24 protein-coding genes and 2 tRNA genes are annotated in these 23,049 nt (G+C 25.2%); 2 read left to right on the top strand and 24 right to left on the bottom strand.

Features of this window, described 5'->3' with window-relative positions; genetic code table 4:
• The 10 genes from plsX to ACXX85_RS01720 form a co-directional block, all read right to left on the bottom strand.
• The gene (plsX, locus tag ACXX85_RS01765; RefSeq protein ID WP_436358960.1) at positions 1-996 is read right to left on the bottom strand and encodes a phosphate acyltransferase PlsX; all 996 of its coding nucleotides are present in this window, start codon (positions 994-996) and stop codon (positions 1-3) included.
• Positions 996-2,612, bottom strand: coding sequence for a DAK2 domain-containing protein (locus tag ACXX85_RS01760; protein ID WP_458560469.1), 1,617 nt, complete (start codon positions 2,610-2,612; stop codon positions 996-998). Before ACXX85_RS01760 ends, plsX begins: the two co-directional genes overlap by 1 nt.
• A 1-nt stretch (position 2,613) precedes the next feature.
• Entirely contained in the window at positions 2,614-2,919 is a 306-nt protein-coding gene (locus tag ACXX85_RS01755) for an Asp23/Gls24 family envelope stress response protein (RefSeq protein WP_436358958.1), read from the bottom strand.
• Between the two features lie 110 nt (positions 2,920-3,029).
• Positions 3,030-3,908 carry a DpnII family type II restriction endonuclease gene (locus ACXX85_RS01750; protein ID WP_436358957.1) on the bottom strand — a complete coding sequence of 293 codons (879 nt, stop codon included), beginning with the start codon at positions 3,906-3,908 and terminating at the stop codon, positions 3,030-3,032.
• A 3-nt stretch (positions 3,909-3,911) separates the two neighbouring features.
• On the bottom strand, positions 3,912-4,766 hold the full coding sequence (locus ACXX85_RS01745) for a DNA adenine methylase (protein WP_458560468.1): 855 nt from the start codon (positions 4,764-4,766) through the stop codon (positions 3,912-3,914).
• Positions 4,756-5,727 carry a DNA (cytosine-5-)-methyltransferase gene (gene dcm, locus ACXX85_RS01740; RefSeq protein ID WP_458560467.1) on the bottom strand — a complete coding sequence of 324 codons (972 nt, stop codon included), beginning with the start codon at positions 5,725-5,727 and terminating at the stop codon, positions 4,756-4,758. The genes ACXX85_RS01745 and dcm overlap by 11 nt, the downstream gene beginning before the upstream one ends.
• Positions 5,728-5,892: 165 nt before the next feature.
• On the bottom strand, positions 5,893-6,891 hold the full coding sequence (gap, locus tag ACXX85_RS01735; RefSeq protein ID WP_436358954.1) for a type I glyceraldehyde-3-phosphate dehydrogenase: 999 nt from the start codon (positions 6,889-6,891) through the stop codon (positions 5,893-5,895).
• Positions 6,892-7,024: 133 nt separating this feature from the next.
• Positions 7,025-7,630: a hypothetical protein gene (locus ACXX85_RS01730; protein WP_458560466.1), complete on the bottom strand. Its 606-nt coding sequence runs from the start codon at positions 7,628-7,630 to the stop codon at positions 7,025-7,027.
• Positions 7,623-8,444, bottom strand: a complete 822-nt coding sequence (locus tag ACXX85_RS01725; RefSeq protein ID WP_436358952.1) for a class I SAM-dependent methyltransferase — start codon at positions 8,442-8,444, stop codon at positions 7,623-7,625. The genes ACXX85_RS01730 and ACXX85_RS01725 overlap by 8 nt, the downstream gene beginning before the upstream one ends.
• Before the next feature lie 88 nt (positions 8,445-8,532).
• A tRNA-His gene (locus ACXX85_RS01720) sits at positions 8,533-8,608 on the bottom strand.
• Between the two features lie 131 nt (positions 8,609-8,739).
• Here ACXX85_RS01720 and ACXX85_RS01715 point away from each other — a divergent pair.
• Together ACXX85_RS01715 and ACXX85_RS01710 are read left to right on the top strand one after the other, a co-directional pair.
• On the top strand, positions 8,740-9,237 hold the full coding sequence (locus ACXX85_RS01715) for a dUTP diphosphatase (protein ID WP_436358951.1): 498 nt from the start codon (positions 8,740-8,742) through the stop codon (positions 9,235-9,237).
• 23 nt (positions 9,238-9,260) lie between these two features.
• Positions 9,261-9,337 (top strand) — tRNA-Arg (locus tag ACXX85_RS01710).
• 45 nt (positions 9,338-9,382) lie between these two features.
• Here the strand turns inward: ACXX85_RS01710 and ACXX85_RS01705 are convergent.
• The 14 genes from ACXX85_RS01705 to ACXX85_RS01640 all read right to left on the bottom strand — a co-directional run bounded on the left by ACXX85_RS01705 (position 9,383) and on the right by ACXX85_RS01640 (position 22,821).
• A complete protein-coding gene (locus ACXX85_RS01705; RefSeq protein WP_436358950.1) occupies positions 9,383-10,108 on the bottom strand; it encodes a class I SAM-dependent methyltransferase in 726 nt (241 codons plus the stop codon).
• Positions 10,095-11,636, bottom strand: a complete 1,542-nt coding sequence (locus tag ACXX85_RS01700; RefSeq protein ID WP_436358949.1) for an LppA-related lipoprotein — start codon at positions 11,634-11,636, stop codon at positions 10,095-10,097. Before ACXX85_RS01700 ends, ACXX85_RS01705 begins: the two co-directional genes overlap by 14 nt.
• 62 nt (positions 11,637-11,698) lie before the next feature.
• The gene (locus ACXX85_RS01695; RefSeq protein WP_458560465.1) at positions 11,699-12,631 is read right to left on the bottom strand and encodes an ABC transporter permease; all 933 of its coding nucleotides are present in this window, start codon (positions 12,629-12,631) and stop codon (positions 11,699-11,701) included.
• Between the two features lies 1 nt (position 12,632).
• Positions 12,633-14,531: an ABC transporter permease subunit gene (locus tag ACXX85_RS01690; RefSeq protein ID WP_458560464.1), complete on the bottom strand. Its 1,899-nt coding sequence runs from the start codon at positions 14,529-14,531 to the stop codon at positions 12,633-12,635.
• Positions 14,524-16,080: an ABC transporter ATP-binding protein gene (locus tag ACXX85_RS01685; protein ID WP_458560463.1), complete on the bottom strand. Its 1,557-nt coding sequence runs from the start codon at positions 16,078-16,080 to the stop codon at positions 14,524-14,526. Before ACXX85_RS01685 ends, ACXX85_RS01690 begins: the two co-directional genes overlap by 8 nt.
• 366 nt (positions 16,081-16,446) lie before the next feature.
• A complete protein-coding gene (locus ACXX85_RS01680) occupies positions 16,447-17,823 on the bottom strand; it encodes a BMP family ABC transporter substrate-binding protein (protein WP_458560462.1) in 1,377 nt (458 codons plus the stop codon).
• Between the two features lie 175 nt (positions 17,824-17,998).
• Positions 17,999-18,580, bottom strand: coding sequence for a transcription termination/antitermination protein NusG (gene nusG, locus ACXX85_RS01675; RefSeq protein ID WP_436358944.1), 582 nt, complete (start codon positions 18,578-18,580; stop codon positions 17,999-18,001).
• 3 nt (positions 18,581-18,583) lie between these two features.
• The gene (secE, locus tag ACXX85_RS01670) at positions 18,584-18,796 is read right to left on the bottom strand and encodes a preprotein translocase subunit SecE (RefSeq protein ID WP_436358943.1); all 213 of its coding nucleotides are present in this window, start codon (positions 18,794-18,796) and stop codon (positions 18,584-18,586) included.
• Complete coding sequence (gene rpmG, locus ACXX85_RS01665) at positions 18,796-18,939, bottom strand: 50S ribosomal protein L33 (RefSeq protein WP_436358942.1); 144 nt, start codon at positions 18,937-18,939, stop codon at positions 18,796-18,798. Before rpmG ends, secE begins: the two co-directional genes overlap by 1 nt.
• Before the next feature lie 29 nt (positions 18,940-18,968).
• On the bottom strand, positions 18,969-19,478 hold the full coding sequence (locus tag ACXX85_RS01660; RefSeq protein WP_436358941.1) for a hypothetical protein: 510 nt from the start codon (positions 19,476-19,478) through the stop codon (positions 18,969-18,971).
• A 13-nt stretch (positions 19,479-19,491) separates the two neighbouring features.
• Positions 19,492-20,172: a 23S rRNA (guanosine(2251)-2'-O)-methyltransferase RlmB gene (gene rlmB, locus ACXX85_RS01655; protein WP_458559217.1), complete on the bottom strand. Its 681-nt coding sequence runs from the start codon at positions 20,170-20,172 to the stop codon at positions 19,492-19,494.
• 50 nt (positions 20,173-20,222) lie between these two features.
• Positions 20,223-21,428 (bottom strand): cysteine--tRNA ligase, encoded by a 1,206-nt coding sequence (gene cysS, locus ACXX85_RS01650; RefSeq protein WP_458560461.1) that lies wholly within the window; start codon positions 21,426-21,428, stop codon positions 20,223-20,225.
• 1 nt (position 21,429) lies between these two features.
• Positions 21,430-22,137: a M48 metallopeptidase family protein gene (locus tag ACXX85_RS01645; protein ID WP_458560460.1), complete on the bottom strand. Its 708-nt coding sequence runs from the start codon at positions 22,135-22,137 to the stop codon at positions 21,430-21,432.
• 3 nt (positions 22,138-22,140) lie between these two features.
• Positions 22,141-22,821, bottom strand: a complete 681-nt coding sequence (locus ACXX85_RS01640) for a nuclease-related domain-containing protein (protein ID WP_458560459.1) — start codon at positions 22,819-22,821, stop codon at positions 22,141-22,143.
• Positions 22,822-23,049 lie beyond the last annotated feature (228 nt).

Below are 23,049 nucleotides of genomic sequence, written 5' to 3'. Positions count from 1 at the left end.
TTAAGCAATAGCCTCTTTAGTTTTTTCTAAAACATCACTTTCAATTGCTATTTTTATTTGATTAAGAGCTCCTAAAAATGCTTTTGCGTCTGATGAACCATGTGATTTAATTACTATTCCGTTTAAACCAATTACTCAAGCTGCTCCAACATTTCTATAATCAAATCTTTCTTTTACTTCTTTAAATGCTCTTTTCAAAAATAAAGCAAAAATCTTTCTAAAAAGTTTTTTGGTTAATTTTTCTTTTAGTAATTTAGAAAAATTTAAAACCGTACCTTCCATCGTTTTTAGTGTTATGTTACCTGCATAACCATCAGCTAAAGCGATGTCAATATCTCCTTTTAAAAGATCTCTTGTTTCTATAAAACCTTTATAATTAAGACTTTGATTTGATTTTAATAAAAAGTTAGCATCTTTGTGATAATCATAACCTTTATAGTCTTCAGTTCCTATATTAATCAAACCAATTTTCGGTGATTTAACTTTAAATAAATTTTCATAAAAGATGCTTGAAATAATTCCTCATTGAACAAAGTATTCTGGTTTTACTATCAAATTAGCACCTGAATCTAAAAGTAAGAAGAACTTATTTTCAATTAATGTTGGAATCATTGGCATAAATGCTGCTCTTGCAACATTTGTAAGTCTTTTGATTTTTAAAGTTGCCATACCTAAATAAGTACCAGAATCTCCAGCAGATAAAACTGCTTTTGCTTGATTTTGTGCCACTAAATCTAAAGCAACAGACATACTTGTAGTTTGTTTAGAAACTTCACGCATATTATTCTCATTTGCTTTAGCAACATTAATTTCGTTAATGATTTCCACTTGATTGTTTTTTATATATTTATTTTTAAGAAGTTTTAAAATTTCCTTTTCATCTCCTATTAAAAAGATTTTATAATCACTATTTTCATCTAAAAACTTACTAACAGCAACTATTTTTTCTTTTAAAGGTGTATCTGTTCCAAGTAAATCAAAAGCAATTGTTTTCATTATTCAACTCCTATTAAGTAATGATAAATTTTTTGTTGTCCATTTTTTATTTCTACTTCTACATCGTATCTAGATTCAATGTAATTTAAAACTTCATTAGCATCGCTTTTTGTAGAATCTGTTCCGTAGTAAATGGTAACAATTTCAGTGCTACTTTTAATTAAAGATTCAATAACTTTTTTAGCAGCATCGTTGTAACTAGAAGCTGTTGCAATAATTTTTCCATTTGCTATTGCTAAATAATCACCTTCTTTAATTTTAATTCCATTCATAGTGGTTTCTCTACTTGCAATCGTTACTTCTCCTGTGCTTACGCTTTTAATTGCATCTTCCATTAGTTCTTTATTATCATCTCAATCTGATTCTTCATTAAAGTTTAAAGAAGCACTTATTCCTTGTATTTGTGTTTTGGTTGGAATTATAATAACTTTTTTGTCTTGAATGGTTTGAACAGCTTGTTGAGCACTTAAAATAATATTAGAATTGTTTGGTAAAATAAAAACTGTTTCAGCATTTATAGAATTAATAGCTTGAATGATGTCATTTGTTGAAGGATTATTTGTTTGTCCTCCTTCAATGATAAAGTGAACACCGTTTTCTTTCATTACATTTATAATTCCCTGACCTGTATTACATGAAACTAAACCGGATTTGTATTTTTTTTCTGTATTTTTAGTATCATTTGCAATATTTTTAGATTCATTTGCTTGAATAGTCATATTTTCGGATTTGATTTTAATAAATTCACCATATTTTTGAGCAGCATTTAAAAGCATTCCTGGTTTTAAAACATGACCGTGAATTTTTACTCAATCTTCATCTTTAACTACAACTAATGAAGTAGCCATTTTGGAAATTTCATTAACGATTTTATCTTTAGAAAATGTTTTAGGGTTTTTTAATTCAATAATGAATTCAGTACAGTATCCAAATTCACCTTCATAAATTTCTGTATCACTAACAAAATCAGAAATATTGACTTGTTCATCACTTAATTCAACTGGTTCATTGATTGTTAATTTGTACATCCCTTCTAAAATTAAACGAAGTCCTTCACCACCTGAATCATTAACACCAACTTCTTTTAAAACCGGTAATAAGTTTCTTGTGTTGTTACAACTAATTTTAGATTGTTCAACTGCAATTTTAAAAATTTCACTAATGTTAGTTGAAGGAGTAATTGTTTGTTCTAATTTTTCAGTAACTTCTCTTATTACTGTTAAAATGGTTCCTTCAACCGGTTTTAAAACTGAAGAGTATGCTTTAGAAGTAGCACTACGAAATCCTTCAATTAACTCAAAACTATTAATTTCTTTCTTATTAGCAAATGAATCGGCAAAACCTCTAAATATTTGAGAAACAATAACCCCAGAATTTCCTCTAGCTCCAAGTAACATATTTCTTGATATTTTTTGTGAAATTTCATCAATTCTAGTACTTTTTGTTTCTAAAATATTCTTAACTCCTGCAGAAATTGTAGTAGCCATATTGCTACCTGTATCACCATCTGGAACAGGGAAAACATTTAATGCATTTATTTTTTCTTTAGAATTAGCTAAATTGTTAGCACCTGAAATTAACATTTTTGCATATAATTCACCATTTAAAATTTTCATATTACTTAATCCCCTTTATATGAATATTTAAAGTTTCTAATTTTAGTTCGTTTTTTTGTAAGTGGTATTCAATAACTGATTTTATTTCTTCAACTGCAGTTTTAACACTAACAGAAAATAACAAAATTATGGCTAAATTAATTTTTAAGCCATTATTTCCTTTAATAATAAAAATTGATTTTTCTCACTCTTCTCTTTTGAGAGCTTTAGCTAAAACATTTGCTTCAGTATTAATATTACAAAAACCATAAATTCCTGGTATTAAAGAAATTTTTTCTAAAAGTTGGTTTCTTAATTCTTCAACCATTTTCACCTCTTTAAAATAGATAACTATAAATATTTTAAATTATATAACATTTTATTCTTTTTAAACAGTAAAAAAAAGAAAAAAACGTTTATTTTTGAGTAAAATAAATTTTAAATTTTGAAAAAATCTAATAATAATTTTTCAAAATATTGACTTTCTATTTCTGAAAAATTAAAATAATTTATTTTTCCTTCCATTTTTTCTAATAAAAAATCGGCATTTTTACTTCAAAATGGTCCGTCAGTTATTAAAATAAAAGCTACTTTATTATTTTTTAATTCCTTATTTCTATTTATATAACTATCTATTATTTCTATAGGTTTTGAACCGCTATTAAAAAAGAAATTCACTTCAATATTAATCATTTTATCATTTTTCAGAAGAAGAAAATCTCCTATTTTATGCATATCATTTATATTCTGAACATTCTTAAAATTTTGCTGTTGAAATAGGATTATGTTGTTTTTATCACAAATTAATTTCAAAGAATCAAAGCACCTTTTTTCAAATCAACTGCCACTTCTATTTTTTCTTCCATTAGAATCTAAGCCTACTAAAATACCTAAAACATAATCAATTACACTATTTTGTAAAAAATCCAAAAATAACTTTTTTAATCCTGTTTTATGGAAAAATAATAGAAATTTTTCTATTTCATAGTCTGATAATTTATTGTCAAAATTGAAATTAAAACATTCAGTTTTAATATCTTCATCAATTATTTCTAAATTGATTTTTGTCTTTGTAAAAAGTTCTCTTTCTTTTTTACTTAAAGCAATAAGCAATGGGAAAACTTTAATAACTTCTGGATTTTGTTTTAAAATCATTTTGAATGTTTGATCAAAATTCTTGTTTTTTATTAAAATATCTAATTTATCTAAAAAAGGTAAATAAATTTTGTAGTCTTTTATATTTTCTCAATTAACAAAGAAAGAATAATTTCTATTTGTTTTGAGTAAATTCTTTTTAAATTGTTCTATTCTATTCATAAATTAATAATTTGTTATTATTATTTCTTCTCCTGTTCTTTTATTTTTATCTCTATTAATTAACCTTTTTACTTTGATTATTTCTTTATTAAAATCCTTATATAATTCATTTATTAAATCCGTATTATGGTTAGTTAACATTATATAGCAACCTTTTTTGTCCAAAACTTTTACAACTTGAGATAATCTAATGTGTTCTTCTTTATCAAATCCTGCTTCTGTATAAGAATCAAAAGATTTATTTTCTAAAGAATCATATGGACTATCTATGAAAATAAAATCTCCTTTTTTTGCTTTTTCTAAAACTGTTGCAAAATCAAAATTCATAATTTCTGTTTTTTTATTCAAAAAATTAGAAATATTGACTATATTTTCTTTAGAAAAAGAAGAAAAATTTTCTTTTCCATTAAAGGGAACATTGAATTCTCCTTTAGAATTAACTCTATATAAACCATTAAAACATCTTTTATTTAAATAAATAAAAAATGTTGCTAATTCTACATCAAATTCTTTATTTTTAATTTTTTCATTATATTTTTCTCTAATTAAATAGTAATCACCTTTTGTTATAAAGGTTTTATCTAATTTTTCAAGATTAGATATAACTAAATCTGGATTTTCTTTTATTTGAATATAAGCATTTATTAAAGAACTATTGATATCATTAATATAATATTCCTTTGCTTCAATAGAAAAAAGAACAGCACCTCCACCAACAAAAGGTTCAAAATATCTATTTATTGTTTTTGGTAATTTTTCTTGTATTTTTTCTATAATCTGCCTTTTTCCACCTGCTCATTTAACAAAAGGAATAGTCTTAGTTTTTGTTTTATCCATTGTATTATTTTTATTTTCCATCTTTTTCTCTTTCTCTTATTATTGTAAGCATTTTAGAAGCAATTTTTTGAATTACAGTTACTGTCATTGCATTTCCTGCTTGTGAAAGGAGTTTATTATTATTTAAGTTCATTTTTTTAGCTTTTTCAACTATTTCTTTTGGAAAAACTTGCAAAAGCAAAGCTTCATAACCATTAAGTTTTTTAATTTGCTTATTTTGTATGTATAATAAACCGTGTCTCCCTTTTCTTAAAGTAGGAAATATTTCATTGTATTTTCTTAAATCTGATTGTCTTGTATCAATTACAGTATTTTCTCATTTTAATATATCATTAATTGAATATAAATTTTGATTATAAGGATGACCTAAATATTTTAAAAAAGTTTTATTATTTGTTTCAAGTATATTAGTATTATTTTTATCAATAAAATTATTAAAATTATATATTTTCTCTTTTTCTTGTGGAAATTCAAAATTTAAAATGTTTAAATTGTTTTTAAAACCTACAATATATATTCTTTCTCTAGAATGTGGTATACCAAAATCTTTAGTATTTAAAACTTTGTAAAAAATGTTGTAACCAGCATTTTGTAACTCATTTTTTATAATTTCAAAAGTTTTTCCTTTATCATGATTTATTAAACCTTTAACATTTTCCAAAATAAAATATTTTGTTTGTTTTTCTTTTAAAATTCTAATAATATGATAAATTATTTGACCTCTTTCATCTTCTAAACCTTCTCTTTTACCTACTATAGAAAAAGTTTGACAAGGAAAACCTGCAATCACAAAATCAAAATCTGGCAAATCTCTTGCTTTAATTTTAGTTAAGTCTCCAAAATTTTTATCATCATTAAATAGTAATTTATATGTTTCAGCTGTATTTTCTTCTATTTCTGAATGTCCTATGCATTGTAATCCATTTAATTCTAATCCCAGTCTGCCTCCACCTATTCCAGAACATAAATCCAAAAATTTCATAGATGTTTCTCCTTTATAATTTTATTATTGTTGTTTTGTATTTTTAATTCTATTGATTTTTTTAACACTAATTTCTATTATTATTTTACTTTATTTTAAAGTTTATTTATTAAAAACAAATAAAAAAATAGATGCATTTTTCAATGCATCTATTAAGAATAATTATTATAATGAAGATAATAATTTTAATACTCTTACATATTGGTTTACATATGATGATTCATTATCGTATCATGTGTAAATTTTGTAAAGATTTTTTCCATCAACTGTTAATACTTTTGTTAAAGTTGCATCGAAAATTGATCCTTCTGTTGCTCCAATAATGTCTGAAGAAACGATTGGTTCATCTGTATAACCAAATGATTCACTTGAATGTGATTTCATAACTGAGTTAATTTCTTCTGCTGTTGCATCTTTTTTAAGTTCAACTACTAAATCAACAAATGATCCTGTAATTGTTGGAACTCTTAAAGCAATACCGTCTAATTTTCCTTTTAATGAAGGAACTACTAATCCAATAGCTTTTGCTGCTCCTGTTGAAGAAGGAACGATGTTAATAGCTGCAGCTCTTGCTCTTCTTAAGTCTGAGTGAGGTGCATCTTGTAATCTTTGATCTGCTGTATAAGCGTGAATTGTTGACATGTATCCACGTTCAATTCCAAAGTGTTTATCTAAAAAGTGAACAACTGGTGCTAAAGCGTTTGTTGTACATGAAGCTGCTGAAACAACTTTGTCATCTTTTGTTAAAATGTCGTGGTTAACATTGTAAACTATAGTTTTTAAATCTCCTGAAGCTGGTGCAGAAATTAATACTTTTTTAGCTCCTGCTGTTAAGTGTTTTTCAGATCCTTCTTTTGAAGTAAAGAATCCAGTTGATTCAACAACAACATCAATACCTAAATCTTTTCAAGGTAATAATTCTGGGTTTCTTTCAGCTAAAATTTTAATTTCTTTTCCATCAACTACTAAGTTTCCGTTTTTAACTTCTACTGTTCCTTCAAATCTTCCGTGAGCTGAATCGTATTTTAGTAAGTGTGCTAATGTTTTAGCATCTGTTAAGTCGTTAATAGCAACAACTTCTAAATCATTTTTATGTAATTTGTGAATTGCTCTGAAAACTAATCTACCAATTCTACCAAATCCATTTATAGCAATTTTTTTCATTTTATACCTTTCTTTAAAAATAAATGTATTTTTACTTTTGTTTTTAAAATTATTTATTTCCTTTAAATTATATTACAAATTAAAAAAAGATTATTTATTTTTATTTAATAGTAAAATCCAAGATTTAAAGTTATTATGAATTGAATAATTTTTCTTCAAGTTTTGAGTCTCTGTATTTTTCTAATCACCTACTAGTGTTTGTATTATTTAAATCATTTAAATCTATGCTAATACGATATTCTTGTTTGTTATTATTATTGTTTTTGTTGATAACTCCATGTGCACTATGTCCTAAAATTTTAATTTCTTCTTCCATTTCTTCTTTGGTTAATAAAAATAGAAAATTATTTTTATAAAACAAATCATCTATAAAAACACATAAATAATAATCTAATTCATGGTGTAATCTGATTTGGACAATATTTAAAATATTGCCATTTGCAGAAGGAGTGGAACATTTTATTTCATAATAAAGGTTGTCTTTATCTTTTGAATCACCTTTTTCTAACTTCGGTGATATCTTTTCAAATTCAAACTTTTTTTCTATAAAAGTTTGTTGTAAGGTGGATTTACTTTGTGGACTCAAAACAGAGATAATAAAAAAATATTTAATAGAACTTGTGATATCTTCTAATTTTTGCTCATCAATACTTTCTTTATTTACATATTTGTTAAAATTATTTATTCTTATTTTATAACTTTCAATAACTTTGAAAATGTCTTTAATTTCTTTACTCACGTGTTTTTTTCCTTTCATTTCAAGCGATTATTATTTCATCTTGATTTATTCAATAATTACCACCATTTATTGATGATTTAGGTTTAAAAACTAATTTTCTAAATTCGTTTTTAATTAGTTCAATATCATAATTTTCTTTTACTTTTATATAATGTTCAGATTTTGAATTTGTCACTTCTTGTAATGATTTAATTTTTGCAGAATTTCCATTTATAGTAAAATCAGCTTCTTGGCTTCCTCTTGGTAAAAAAGTAAATTCTTTTGGAATAATTGTAGGTTTTTTCTTTCTTAAATCTTTTTGTTTATTTTCTGTCATTTTTGTTCAAACAAAAAACGTACAAGGAACGTGATATACTTCTTTTTGTTCTTGATTATAAACAAAAAAAGAATTTTTCGGTAATTCTCATTCTGTAACTAATTTCCACTCTTTTGGAAATAAACTAGTTGATTGATTAGTTATTTTACTAAAGGTATTAGGTAAAATAAATGCAATTGTTGAAGCATTTAAATCTATTGAATGTTTGATAAATTTTTTAGCTAAAGATGATCTATAACCAAAAGGCGGATTCCCTATAATTAAAATTTTTTCAGTATTTGGTTTATTGATTTTGACACAAAAAAAATCTTGTTTAATGATATTGCTGTTTTTAGGCTCAATATCATAAGCAATAACATTATTTAACAAATCACTAAAACTACCTTCTCCAGCTGAAGGTTCAATTATAATACTATATTGCTCTAAATTATCAATTTTAGAGATACATTTTTTAGCAATTGCCTTTTTTGTATAAAATTGATCAAGTTTTATTTGCATATTCTTATTTTACTATATTTCAGATATGATTAAGAAAATAAAAAAAACCATTTTTTAAATTTCTTAAATTTTAAGATAACTTAAAAAATGGGGCGGATGACGGGGATCGAACCCGCGTATGTCGGAGCCACAACCCGATGCGTTAGCCACTTCGCCACATCCGCCATAATTATTAATATTATACAATAATATCGTTTTTTGCCAAACAATTTTATAAATTATTAATCTTCATTAAAAGAAAATAAAAGTTTCTTTAGTTTTAAAAATAAAAAAGAAATTAATATATAATAATATTATGGATTTTACTAAAATATTTATTTTTCAAAAAACACTTGATTCTAAATTTGAAGAATCAATAAAACAAAGAAATGTTTCAATGGATGTTTTGGAGTGACATAAGCAAGTGACTTTGGCAATAATTGTCGAAATTGCTGAATTTGCAAATGAATTGCAATCATTCAAATATTGAAAACAAAATAGAAATATTAATAATGAAAAATTATTAGAAGAATGAGCTGACATAATTCATTTTTTAAGTTCATGTGCTAATAATTTAAATTTAAATCCTATAATTAAAAAAACAGCAGTTTCAGCTGATATTAACATCCAATTGCAAAATGTTTTTAAAGCTGCAGTTGATTTTCAAACAGAGTTTAACTCAACAAATTTATCAACTCTTTTTAGCTTAATTCTTGGTTTTTTAGATATTTTAAATATTAAAGAAGAAATGCTAATTAATGCTTACTTTAAAAAAGCAGAAATTAATTTAAAAAGAATTAAAGAAAAATATTAAATTATGGTATAATACATATTAGTGGTTCCGTAGCTCAGCAGGATAGAGCACAAGCCTTCTAAGCTTGTTGTCAGAGGTTCGAATCCTCTCGGGATCGCCATTTTTTTATTCTTTTTTTTATAAATTAAAATAAGGACTCCTATCCTTATTTTTTTACTATTCAAAAATTTGTATTGTCTGAAATTTCTAAAATTTTTTTACTTTCTTTAAAATGTTCATCGCGACTTATGATATCTAAAATTTCAAAATTTTGATTTTCAAGAATTGTTTTTAATTCATTTTTAGAATATAAATGTAAAAAATCACAAATTTTATCTTCGTTTTTGAAAATAAAATCACCATATTTTTCAAATCTAAATTCATTTTTACATTCTTCTATAAAGTTTTTATAATATTCTAAATATTCTACTTCTTCTCTATCGTGACAAGAAAAAATGAATATTCCCTTTTCTTTTAAAACTCTAAATACTTCTTTTAAAGCGTTTATTCTGGATTTTTCACTTGGTATTCCAGGTCAACCATTAAAGGAAAATAAAACATAATCAAAAGAATTATCTTTAAAAGATAATCTTGATGCATCTTCAACTTTAAATTCAATATTATATTTTTTGGATAAATTGATTTCTTTTGCTTTTTCGATCATATTTTGTGAAATATCAATGGCAACTATATTTTGATAACCAAGTTCATAAAGAGCAAATGTTGTTCTACCAACACCACAACCTAAATCTAAAATTTTTAATTCTTTATTTGGAAAATATTTATCAATTAAAAATTTTTCTGATTCTCACAATCCTATTTCTTGAAAGTCTTTTTTATATCTTTCAACTGTTTTTCTTTCTTGAAAAACTTTTTTATTATTTAAGTTCATTTAAATTAAATTCAATTAAGTCTTTTGTTCAGTGTATTTCTTGATCTGAAAAAGTAATAGATCTTAAGTCATTAATAGAACTAGAAACAAAAGGAAAAATCTTTAATTCAAGTTGCATTATTATTTTATTTTCTTCAGAGTTAGTTTCTTTAAATACATAAAAGTCAACATTTTCAATAATCTCTTTTGTAATTGATGTTATAAAAGGATATATTGAAGTTTTATCTTTTCTTGCTATAAACTTAGTTGCTCTTGGTAAATTATCTCAGTTGTTATAGATTTTTTCTTTTTCTTGATCATAAACAGCAATTAACAATTTATTAAATATAGCATTTTTTAGTGTATCTTTTTCTTGGTTTGTAATAGAAAGTGTTATTTTTTGTTTTTCATTAGTTATATTCATATTACTAATGCTATTTTCAATTTTGGATTTTAGTTTATACTTATTAATTATTTCTATTGCTTCATTTTCAAGTAAATAAACTGAAAATGGATTAGAAATTAAATTACCATTTTGATCTTTTGCAAATTTTCTAAATCCTGAAAATTCAAAATATTTATGATAAGAATCAGTAACTCCTGTATTATTATCAATTTGCTTGATAGAGACTTCAACTTGCATAGTCCCTTCTAAATCATTAGCAGATACCCCAACAACTTCATAATTATATTTTGGTTTAGTTGAATCTTCGTGTTTTTCAAAAAATAAAGCACTTAATGAAGGATTTAAAACAATATTTTTGTCTTTGAAAAGTTGTTTTAAATTTTCTTTATTTCCAGATCCTAAATATTCATAATTTAAAGTAAAATCATCGCTTGTTGATGAATTTTGCAATTCTCTAAAACTATCAATATTTGAATTATATTGCAGCATTGAAGCAACTAAAGAAGCAAATAGTTTTATTACGCTTGAGCCATTTAAATCTTTTTTTGTTAAAAAGTTTTCTCTTTCATCAACTGTATTTGTTGAATTAGTTTTAAATCCTTGTAAAGATATAGTGATATTTTTATCTTGATTATTTTTAGTAAAAGTTAAAACTAAATCACTAATTTTTCCTGTTGAATTATTGATTTTATCAGTATTTGGAAAAGTAGCTCTTATCTTATATTCTTCTTGCAATTCTCATTTAATTGCGATGTTTTGAGAAATTAAATCAGGAGCATCTTTATATTTATAATAAAAAGAAAGTGCGTCTAATTCTTTATTTCTTTCTGTTACTTCTAGTATTGTTGGAAAATCCTTTAACGAAGCGAAAACATCTGTATTTTGCTGTATATTGGTGTTTTTATCATTGTTTAGATTGTTATTGGAAGAATTATTATTTCCTGTTTGTGTATTGGGAATTGTATTTGTTGAAGTATTTGTATTTTCACTTGGATTTGTGATTTTTGGTTGTTCTGGTTTTATTGAATCTTCATTTGTTGTTTTTTCAGTTTTATTCTGCCCACATGCTACTAAAGATAAAGTAATAGGCGATAAAACTATAAATGATTTTCAAAATTTAAAATGATTTTTATTTTTTTTCATAATTATTATTTTATCACTTTTAAAGTAATAAAAAAACAAACCATTTTTGGTTTGCTTTAAATTTAACGTTTTGATTTGTCATATGGTTGTCCAACTGCAACTGGAGCAATCGCCCTTTTCGATGTAAATATTAAAATAAATATTGTAATCAAGAATGGTGTAGCTGTAATTAAGAAACCATATTGACTTGCAGCTGCTAACACTCCTGTGCTTGATGCTTGTAATGTTAAAGCTGTTCCGTAAATTAATGAGAAGATTATAGTTACAAAGAAGATTCATGATGTTCTTCATCTACCCATAATTAAAATAGTAAGAGCTAAGAATCCAAATCCACCAGCATTTCCTGTAAAACTAATTCCTTTTCATTGATAGAAGATTCCTCCTCCAAGTCCTGCAAGTAATCCAGAAATAATTAATCCTTGTCATTTGTAGAAATTAACATTAATTCCAGCAACATCTGCTGCTTGTGGATTTTCTCCGATAGCTTTTAGTCTTAAACCTCATTTTGTTTTATTTAATGTTATTAGTGCAACAAGAAATATAACTAATATTAAAACTAATTTAAGAGAAACAATATTTTTGAGATTTGCAAATGAATCTTGAGATCATGCTAATTCTTGTGTATATTGCGGGAATTTATTAGCATCTCCAAAAGTTCTTAAGAAGAAAATACTTAATGCAGGAGCTAATAAGTTTATTGCAACCCCTGAAATAATATGATCTCCTTTTAATTTAATGGTAACAAAACCATGCAATAATGCAAATAAAGCGGTTGCCAATGAAGAAATTATTAATAATGGTATTTGCATTCAAGCACTTTCTACTTTAAATAAATAATTAAGTAATCCATAAACAGTAGCACCAATTATTAACATCCCTTCAATTCCAATATTAACAATTCCAACTCTTTCACTGAACATTCCAGAAAGTGCTGAAAAACCAAGAATAACAAACAGTAAAGCTGATGAAACTAAAATTATTGAAAATATTGCCATTTTATATTACCTCAATTCTAATTCATTTGTGTTCGTTTTTCATATTTTGAACAATTAAATCTTTTTCTTTGGTGTATTGAGCTTTTAATTCAACTCTATTTGCCTTGTATTGGTCTTTTAAAACTTTTAAGTCATAAAAACCAAGTTCAGAAAGTTGTTTGTTAATTTCTCTTCTTTTTTCAGATAATTCTCTAAATAACTCAATTTTTTGCTCTTCATTAATGTCTTTTTGATTCATAGCTTTTTTAAAGAAATCAGATTTAAGTTCATTTTGAAGAACTTTTCATTGTAGTTTGTTTGGTTCGTTTGTTAATTCGATTATTTTAACAGATAATTTGTTGTTTTTTCTCATGATTTTTTTACTAAATCAATATGCTTTAAATATACTAATTTTATGTTCTTTTGATAAATTGAATAATTTATTTAAAAATCTTGTATTAATTAATAATTCTTTTTCAAGATGTTTAATATATTCATTAATTGTAGCATTTTTACTTAATGGATTATTATTTTTAAAGTTTATAAATTCTTGAATATATTCTGCTTTTGCTTTTTTAAATACATAAGGTTTTTCTTTATGTAAATTTTGCAAGTGTTTAATATAATCATTTAAAATTTCTAATCTTTTACTTCATAGCTCAATTGTTTCTGAAGAATTATTTTTATTTTTAATTTGTTTTTTGATTTTTGATCTTAGTTGTTTATATTCATAAATTTTTCTATTTTCATGATAGAAATAATGACTTTTAACTAAGAAAACAAATTTAATAAATTTAGAAATTGGTTTAAATTTAAAGAAAATTACAGCGATAGCGGCAAAATAAATGATTAGTCCTGAAATCATTTGAACAGCTTGTGCATCTAATTTTGGATTTAAAATTTGAATATTATCTGAACCAACTGTTAAAAGTGAATAGAATATTGCTGTGAAAATAATTCCTATAGGTGAATTATAAGCCAGCAAGGAAACTGCTATAGCATCAAATCCTAAAGGTTCTGGAGATGAAAGTATAGGTAGATTTTGTCTTGAGAAAACAAATCAAAGGAATCCTGCTATTCCTGCTAAAACTGCTGAAACGCTTAAAATAGATATAATTAATAATTTTTCATTTGTTCCAGAATATTTAGAAGCATTTTTGTTAAATCCAGTCATTTTAATTTTATAACCAATAGGTGTTTTTTTGATTATAAATCAAACTGTTATAGCAAAAATAAATGATAGTCCTAATAAAATTCCTGCAAATGCTTGTGAATTAAAGAAATCATTTTCAAAAATTATTTTTTTAGATATTGGTAAATCTGTTAAACCTGGAGGTAAAGTAAAAGGAAGACCTTGAATTTTCCCAACAAGTAATTGATAAGCAATATAGTAAATAATTCAATTTAATAAAATTGTTGAAATAACTTCATTTATGTTAAAGAATGCTTTTAGTAATCCAGCAATCATCCCTACAAAAACTGCTGCAACTAATCCTGCTAAAAGTCCAACTATTAAATGTCATCCTTTAACAACTATTTCGGTATTACTGGTTGAACCTAAATAACTTACCACAACAAAACAAACAAGACCTGAAGCCATCATTTGACCTGGTATTCCTATATTGAACATCGATGCTTTAAATCCAACACCAACAGCAACCGATGCAAATATAAATACTGAAATAGTAATTAAGAATCTATAAATAAACTCTTCTTTTAATGAAGAATTTATAATTTGATAATAAATTTCAAACGGATTAGAACCTAAAGATGCAATAAAGATAGAAGCAATTATCATTCCAAAGAATAATGCTCATAAAGAACTAAATATTTTCTTTCTTGCATTTGTATTATCTTCTTCAAAAAAGAAGTTTGAAAATCTTTTAAATAAAGATATTTTCTTTTCTTCTACTTTATTCATTGTGTACTCCTGCCATTAATAATCCTATTTCGTTTCTTGTAATATTTTTTACATCTCTTTTGTCTGAAACTTTTCCTTTGTTAATAACTACTACTGAATCTGCTAAAGCAAAAATTTCATCTAATTCGTAAGATATTAGTAAAATAGTTTTACCTGCTGCTTTTTCTTGTAGTATTTTGTTATGAATAATGTTAATTGCTCCAACATCTAATCCACGAGTTGGTTGAACAATGATAATAAAATTATGTTCAGTTAACATCTCACGACCAACAATTGCTTTTTGTTGGTTTCCACCTGATAATGATCTAGCTTTGGATTTTCCATCTCTTCCACCACGAACATCATATTCAGTTTGTATTTCTTTATAAAAATTGTGAATTTTTTTAGTTGATAAAATTCCTAAATTTTTAAATAATTTATCTTTTAGTCTTCTAATTATTGAATTATCTCCAATTGTAAAATCTAAAACTAAACCATATTTATGTCTATCACCTGGAATATATGAAATTCCTTCTTCTTTCTTTTTACTTACAGACATATGAGTGATATCTTTTTCAAGAATTTGACCTTTTTCATCTTCTTTATAAAGGATAACGTTACCATGTGAAGGTTTTAACATCCCTGAAGCAACAAATTCAATTTCTTCTTGTCCGTTACCTTCAACTCCAGCAATTGCTAGAATTTCACCTTTATTGATTGTAAATGAAACATCTTCAATTCCTTTTAGATGTTTGGCACTAACGTTTCTAAACTCAAAACCAACTTGTGTAAAGTTGTTTTCAGTGTTGTTTTTTGGCATTACTACTTTTTTACCAACCATTGCTTCTGAAATTTCTGAAATTGAAACATTTTTTAAAGAATTAAAGTGTCCAACAACTTCTCCGTGTCTAATAACGGTTGCTTCATCAGAAACTGATTTAACTTCATTTAATTTATGAGAAATAAAAATAATTGTTTTTCCATTTTCTCTAAATATTTTCATTGTTTCTAATAAACCTTCTATTTCTTGTGGGTTTAGAACCGCAGTAGGTTCATCAAACACAAGAATTTCAGCATCACGGTAAAGCATTTTCATAATTTCTACTTTTTGTTGTGTAGAAACAGTAGCATCACCTGTTTTTTGATTTAAATCAAAATTTAAATTATATTTTTTTTGTATAGTTTGTATTTTTTGAATTGCTAATTTTTTATCTAAAAAACCTCTATGTGTAAATTCATCACCTAAAATAATGTTTTCTAAATTAGTATATGCATCAACAAGTTTAAAATGTTGATGAACCATACCAATTCCTAAATCATTAGCTTGGTTAGGATCTTTAATATACATACTGTGACCATTTATTTTAATTTGACCACTAGTAGGTGTATAAAGACCGAATAGAATTGACATTAAAGTACTTTTTCCAGCACCATTTTCACCAATTAAAGCATGAATGGTACCTTTTTTGATTTTAATATTAATGTTCTTATTGGCAATTATTGTTCCAAATTCTTTTGTAACATTAATAAATTCAATTGCATTTTCTACTTTATTAACTGTATTTTCCATTTTTCTCTTTCCTATATAATTTTAACAAATAAACAAATAAAAAAATAACATAAAAGTTATTTTTTTATTTTAATCTAATTGTTATAGTAGATTATTGGATTATTTTAATAAGATTATGAACCTTGGTGTGTTGTGTCGTTACCAGGTTGTGAAGCAGTATTGCTTCCTTGTGATTGACTTCCTTGATCACCTGTTGTATTTGTAGTTGGAGTAGTTTGTCCTGTTGGGGTTCCTGAACCTTCTGTTTGTCCAGAAGGATTTTGTGCTCCTGGTTGAGCTGCTGCTCCATCAGCTTGTCCTGTACCATTTTGTGTTCCTGAAGTTGTTGAATCAGTTGTACCTCCTCCAGAAGGGTTTTGTGGGTTGTTATTTGCCCCCCCCCTGTTGTGTTCCTCCAGGGTTTGATGGTGCAGCAGGTTGTTCTGGAGTTGTTGCTTTTCCTGTTTGTTTGTTAATTTCTGCAGCTAATGAATTTAAAGTAGTTTGGTTACTTGCTGCTCCTGCTGGATCCATAACTGGAATACTTAAAAGAGTTTTAGCTTCTGCTTTTTTAGCTTTTGTAACAAGTTCTTTGAATTTTGTTGCTGCTTTGTCTAATGAAGCATCTGCTGCAGCTTTGTCGCTAATTTGTGATTTTGCTAATCCAACAAAATCATCTCAGTATCCTAATTTAACATGAGCATTTTTTGTTCCTTCAGCAAATGTTGAAATAATATCTGAAGATGCTCCTTTTTTAGTAAATAAGTCAGCTAATACTCTAAATAAGGTATTTCCAATTCTTTTTTCAATTGATGTAAAGAATAATGTTTTTGAATCTTCAAAAGTTAATGATTGGTCTGTATCCACACCAATTACAAATTGACCTTTATTTGATTTTTGGATTTGATCAATAGTTGTAGAAGTTAAACTTCCAGCTACTGGTAAAACAACTTTTGGTGTTCCTGTTGTTACTACTGTATTAACTTTTGGTGTTGATGTTGAATCTGCTTTAAATCCTGTATCTAAAGTTAATGTATCTGCTGTTAATTTTGTAACTTTAGGATTATTAGCATTGTAGTATTTAATTCCTGTTAAGTATCCTGCAATAAAGTCAGTAACTCCAGCTCCTAATCCTCCACCAAATGCTGCAACTTTTCTTTTTGCATCATCAGTTTCTTTAGTTGAGAAGTAATCTGCTGTTGCATAACCTGCAATTCATCCTGCTTCATCTGTATTGTAGTTTAATGAAATAAATCTACCTGATGGTAATTCAGAATCTTGTAAATCTCAGTCAATTGCAATAACAATAATTCCTTTTTGGTTGAATTTTTCTTTATTTACTTTATATCAGTTTAAAAAAGCACCTTTTTGTTGGAATCCAGTTAACACTCAAACATTAGAATCAGTTGTTAATAATGAATTATAACTTTTTTCTAAGTTAGATGAATCTCCCAATACATATTTGTTAGCTTTTGATTTGGTTTGGAATGATAATTGAGAAATTGCTTCTCAAGCTGATTGGTTAAATGATTTATCATTAACATTTCCTCCAGCTGTTAATAAAGTAATTTTCAATTCTTTAGCTGTTTTATCTGTGATTGCTTTTTGTATTTCTGGAGCTTTTTGGTCTACTAATGCTTTAATACCTGAATAATCAGTTGTATAGTAATTGTTTTTATCTCCACATGAAACAACAGTTGCTAAAGTTGCAAATCCTGTTAATGTTCCACCGAGTCCTAATAATAATTTTTTACTTAATTTCATATTATTCCTTTATTTTATTATTTTTTAATATATATAATATTCACTTAATATTTGAAATTTTTCGAAAATTTGAATATCATATACATTAATTTTACCACTTTTTGAATTTTTTGCATAAAAGTGGAATAAAAAATGCATTTTATTGAAAAAAATGCAAATTTTTTGAATTTTTGAACTATTTTACTACTTCTAATTGTTTATGAGAAAATTTTGTAGGAGTTTTTCTACCAAATATTTCAATTTCTACTCAAGAATCACCTAATCTATCATCAGTTTCTATGATTGTTCCTTCTTCACCTTCAAAACTACCTTCAATCACTCTAACTACAACATTAGGTTTGAAAGGTGAATCAATGATTCCGGCATTGTATTTTTCTCAACCTTTTTTTTCTGCTTCAAACATTTTTTTAATTTCACGGTTAGAAACTGGTGTTGGTTTAGCTCCTTTTCCTGATGAACCAACAAGTCCGGTAACATATTGAGTATTACGCACAATAAATCAGGCATCATCAGTCATAAGCATTTTAGCAAAAATGTAACCTTTATAAAGGTTCTCTGTTTTTACAACAAATGGTTCCCCTTTTATTTTTTTGTCGATTTCTTTTTGAGTTAAATGTGGTACTGTAAACATTTTAATTTCTTCAAAAATACTATCTAAAAATTCTGATTTTATTCTGTTATTTAAAGACTCAATAACTTGTTCTTCTTTTCCTGATATGGTTGAAATCATATATCATTTAAAATTTTCTTTTTCCATTATTTAAAAACCTACTCCTATTGAATTTCAAATTAAAGTTGCAACGAAAGAAATAGAAACAAATAAAATTGAACAAACAACCACAAAGATAATAGTTCACATAAAGTTTTTATTAGCATCTTTACCTTTTGGTCACTTAATTCTTTTTATTTCTTTAATTCAATTTCTGAAATAATATTTTTTTTCTCTTTTCTTTTTATTTCTTTTTTCTTTCATTATTTTTCTTCCTTGTGTAAAGTTTGAGAATTGCATTTTCTGCAAAACTTGTTAATTACTAATCTGTCATCTACAGATTTATTTTTAACATAATTTTTTGACTTACAAACTTCACAAGCTAATGCAATTTTTTCTTTAGACATAGTTTATTAATTATATATTATTTTTGCAATTATTTGAAATATTCAACTGCTTCGAGTTTTACTTTTTCTAAAAACCTTTTAATTTTAAAGGATGATGTATAAAACTGATTAGATATTTCCTTAATTGTTTTGTTATTAAGATAATATAAATTTAAGATATTTAATTCTTCATGAGAAAACTTTTTAAAAAATCTTTGACAGTCTTCTTTAAAAAGATATTCTTTTGAATTTTCTGATTCTAGTTTGGTTAAAATTTCATCTTCAAATGAAATACTAAAATTCATTATTTTAGAATTATTTTTAGTAAATGATTTAGCATAAGTCATTAATTTATTAAACAAGATAGCATAAATTACACCTTTTTTGTCTTCTTGATTATATTTCTTTGCTATTTCTGCTACTTCTAAAACGATGGATAATCCATAAATATTAATATCTTCTCAAGTTAAAGGAATGTATTTGAATTTGCTAAAAACATTTTTAGAAGCCGCAATTACTAGTTCTTTATATTTTTCTATTTCCTTTTCTGATTTGTTCATCTTTTCCTTTGTTTTACTTTAATTTAAATAAAACAATTCCGGCTGCTACAGATACATTTAGTGATTGCACTGTTCCTTTTAAAGGGATATAAATATTTTGATCACACATTTTTTCTACACTTTTAGATATCCCGTTTGCTTCAGAACCTAAAATTAATGCCAGTGGATAGTTAAATGTTGTTTGATTAATATCGATGGAATTGGAACTTAAAGTTGTTCCGTAAATTCAGAAGTTTTTTTCTTTTAGTTTAGTTATTGTTGCACTAATAGATGCAACTTTAATAAATTTCATATTTATAAATCCGCCAGATGATACTTTTAAAACTGTTGGGGTAATATCAACAGAACGTTCTTTAGGAAAGATAATATGATTAATTCCGCTGGCATTTGCTGTTCTTATTATTGCTCCGAAATTGTGTGGGTCTTGAATATGATCTAAAATTAAAATTTTTTCTGGTTTATCTTTAAATATAACATTTAAATCATGTGTTTCAATATCACTTATTTGTGCAATAAAACCTTGATGGTTTTCTTTTGTTAGATTATCTAAATATTTGTAATCTTTTTTTATAACTTTAATGTCTTTTTGTACTTTGATTAACTCTTCAGGTCTTGAAGAAAAAATTTGAATTATTGGTAAATTATGTTTTATTGCATCCAATACTGAATTTTTCCCACAAATATATTTTCCCATTATTTAAACTCTCTTTTCTTCTTTCTTTTATTTATTTTTCCATTATTTGTTTATAAAATATTTTTTTCATATAAGATTACTCTTAACTTATCTGCTTGTTCGTATTTTTTCTGTTCTTTTAGTTCTTTTCATTTATAATAAATTTCTTTAATTTCTTGATCTAATTGTAAATTTACATAATTAAAACCTATTAGTCTATAAATTTCAAATAGAGTTGCAAAGTCTTTATTTTTCTGTATTTCACTTATTTCTTTATTTGCTTGTGCAAATTTAAATTCAAGAAATAACTTCATTATTTTTTCAATTTTAGAAGTATCAATTACTAAATTATTTTGTTCTAAAATAAATTGATAAAATGATTTAGTTAATTGTTGAATTTTGTTTTTATTAGAAATAATGAGCTCATCACTTAAATCAACAGGAGCAAAAATATTAGTTGTTAAAATAATATTTCTAAAAGTGTCAGTTCCGTGTAAAAAAGCAAAATCTTTTGCAAGCAAAATATTTCCTAATGATTTAGACATTTTGTAGCCATTTTTATTAATAAAACCAGCATGAATTCATTCCTTGGCAATTGCTTTATTAGTTAAAGCAAAATGCTGTGCATTTTCATTTTCATGATGAGGAAAAAGTAAATCAACACCACCAGCATGAATATTAATGGTTTTTTTATTAAAGTAATAATAAATCATTGCACAACATTCTGTATGCCATCCTGGACGCCCTTGTCCAAATTCAGAATCATATTTTATGCCTAATTCTGTATTCTTTCATAAAGAAAAATCCTGTATATTTTTCTTTTTTAAAGAAGTTTCTTCTTCGTTTTTCATATCTTCCAATTTTCGATTAGAAAGAATTCCATAATTATTTATTGTTTTAACATCAAAAAAAACATTACCTTCACTTTTATAAGCATTTTTGTTATCTAATAATTCTTTAATGTAATTTTTAATTCAGTCTAGTTTATCTGTAATTTTTAAAATTTTAGTTGGTTTAACAACATTATAAATTTTAAATAACTTTAGATATTCTTGATAATAAAATTCACTGATTTCTTTTTCGCTTTTATTTTCTTCAATTGCTTTTTGTATGATTTTATCATCAATATCAGTGATGTTGTGAAGATAATTTATTTGGTAATTAAAGTATTTTTTAACTCTATTTAAAATATCTATAAAAACAAGAGAGCGCATATTTCCAATATGCACATGATTATAAACTGTTGGACCACATAAATAAATGTTTTCTTCTTTCATTTTATTGATATTCCTTATTGTTTAATTTTTTAGTTTTTTGATCATAATCAGGACAATATTTATACACTATATCTCAAAATTCTTTTGAATGATTAGGAACAAAACAATGAGCTAATTCGTGGTAAATTACTGAATCAATGATATCTTTGGAAAAAGGGGATAATGCTTCTGAAAAGTAAATTTCTTTTCTAAAAATATGGTTAGTACCTCAAGTAGATTTTTTAACTCTTACAAAGACTCTATTTTGATGTTTTACTCCCATTTCTTTTTCGATATTGGTTAATCTTACTAATAAATATTTTAATAATTCTCTTTTTCTAATTTCTTCTATATATTCTATTACTTGTTTTTTAGTTTTTAAGAGTCTTGGTTGAAAACCAGTTCTTAAAGGAACAAATTTATATTTTCCAAAAAATAAATCAAAAAGACAATGAATTTTTTCTCCAAATAAGTAAAAATATCTATTGTCTAAATCTATATCTTTTGTAAATAAAGTAGTTATTATTTTATCTTTATACTTATTAAAAAAAGGTCTAATAAATTCTATTAATTGTTCATCATCAAGTATTTTTTCATTTTTAACCAAAATGAAATCTTTTTTTAATGCTATTTTTTGAATATTAGAAGTAGTTACTTCTTGCTCAACTTTAATTGCTAAATTATCAATTATTAATTCTCTTAATACTTTTTGTTTTTCTTTATTTGCCATATTTTACCTACTTGTTGAAAAAGATTTTAATGCTAAATAATCTTTTTTATTGTTTGTTTGATATTTTTCAAAAGCTTCTTTAATAGCTTTTAGAGTTTCTAGGTTTATTCTTTCTTCTAATGAAGTGTTTATATCAAAAAGAATTTGATTAAGTTCATCTTCTAAACAAATGATAACATAAGCTAATTCGTTTTCTATTTCCAACCTTTGTGCCCTGTTTGAAAACACAATTAAAGAAAGAATAGGGAAATTTCCATCTAACATTTTTTTTATGTGATAAATATGCTTATCATTTTGATAAATAGGATTAGAAATTTCAAAACTCTTATTTCCTAGAACTTTATTTAGTGTTTTTTCTGTTGAATTTCCTTTAATAATACCGTTTATTGATTTTATTTCTACAATAATAATTGCTTTGTTTGTTAGTAGTATTCCATCAACTTCAAACAATTGATTATCGTTGTATTTGTATAAACTACTTTCTAAAAAATAAAAATTATTTTTTTCTGCTCATTTTCTTAAAAGAAAATTAATATTTTTTTCTGCTTCTAAACCTAGTTGCTCCTGTTTAGACATTTTTTTAAAATATTTAAACCTTAAAAAAAGCAAAAAGAAGGTTATTAAAAGCATCAAAAACATACTTACACTAATTCCTGCAATTACTGCTATTTGTTCTTGATTCATTTTTCCCCTTTATTTTTATTTAAATTATACTATTTTGTCTTTACAAATAAAAAGAAAAAGACAAGATAAATAAATATCTTGTCTAAAATTTTATTTATACATAATTTATATGATAAATATTATTAAGCTGCTGCTTTTCCTTCTGATCCTTCAGAACCTGGAGTAGGTGTTGAAGTTTCTGCTCCTTTTTGTTCTCCTGAACCAGATTGTGTATTACCATCTTCTTTT

This window comes from Mycoplasma sp. Z386, assembly GCF_054343375.1.
Note: the sequence above shows the minus strand (reverse complement) of the source record. Positions and strands in the feature narration are given on the sequence as shown.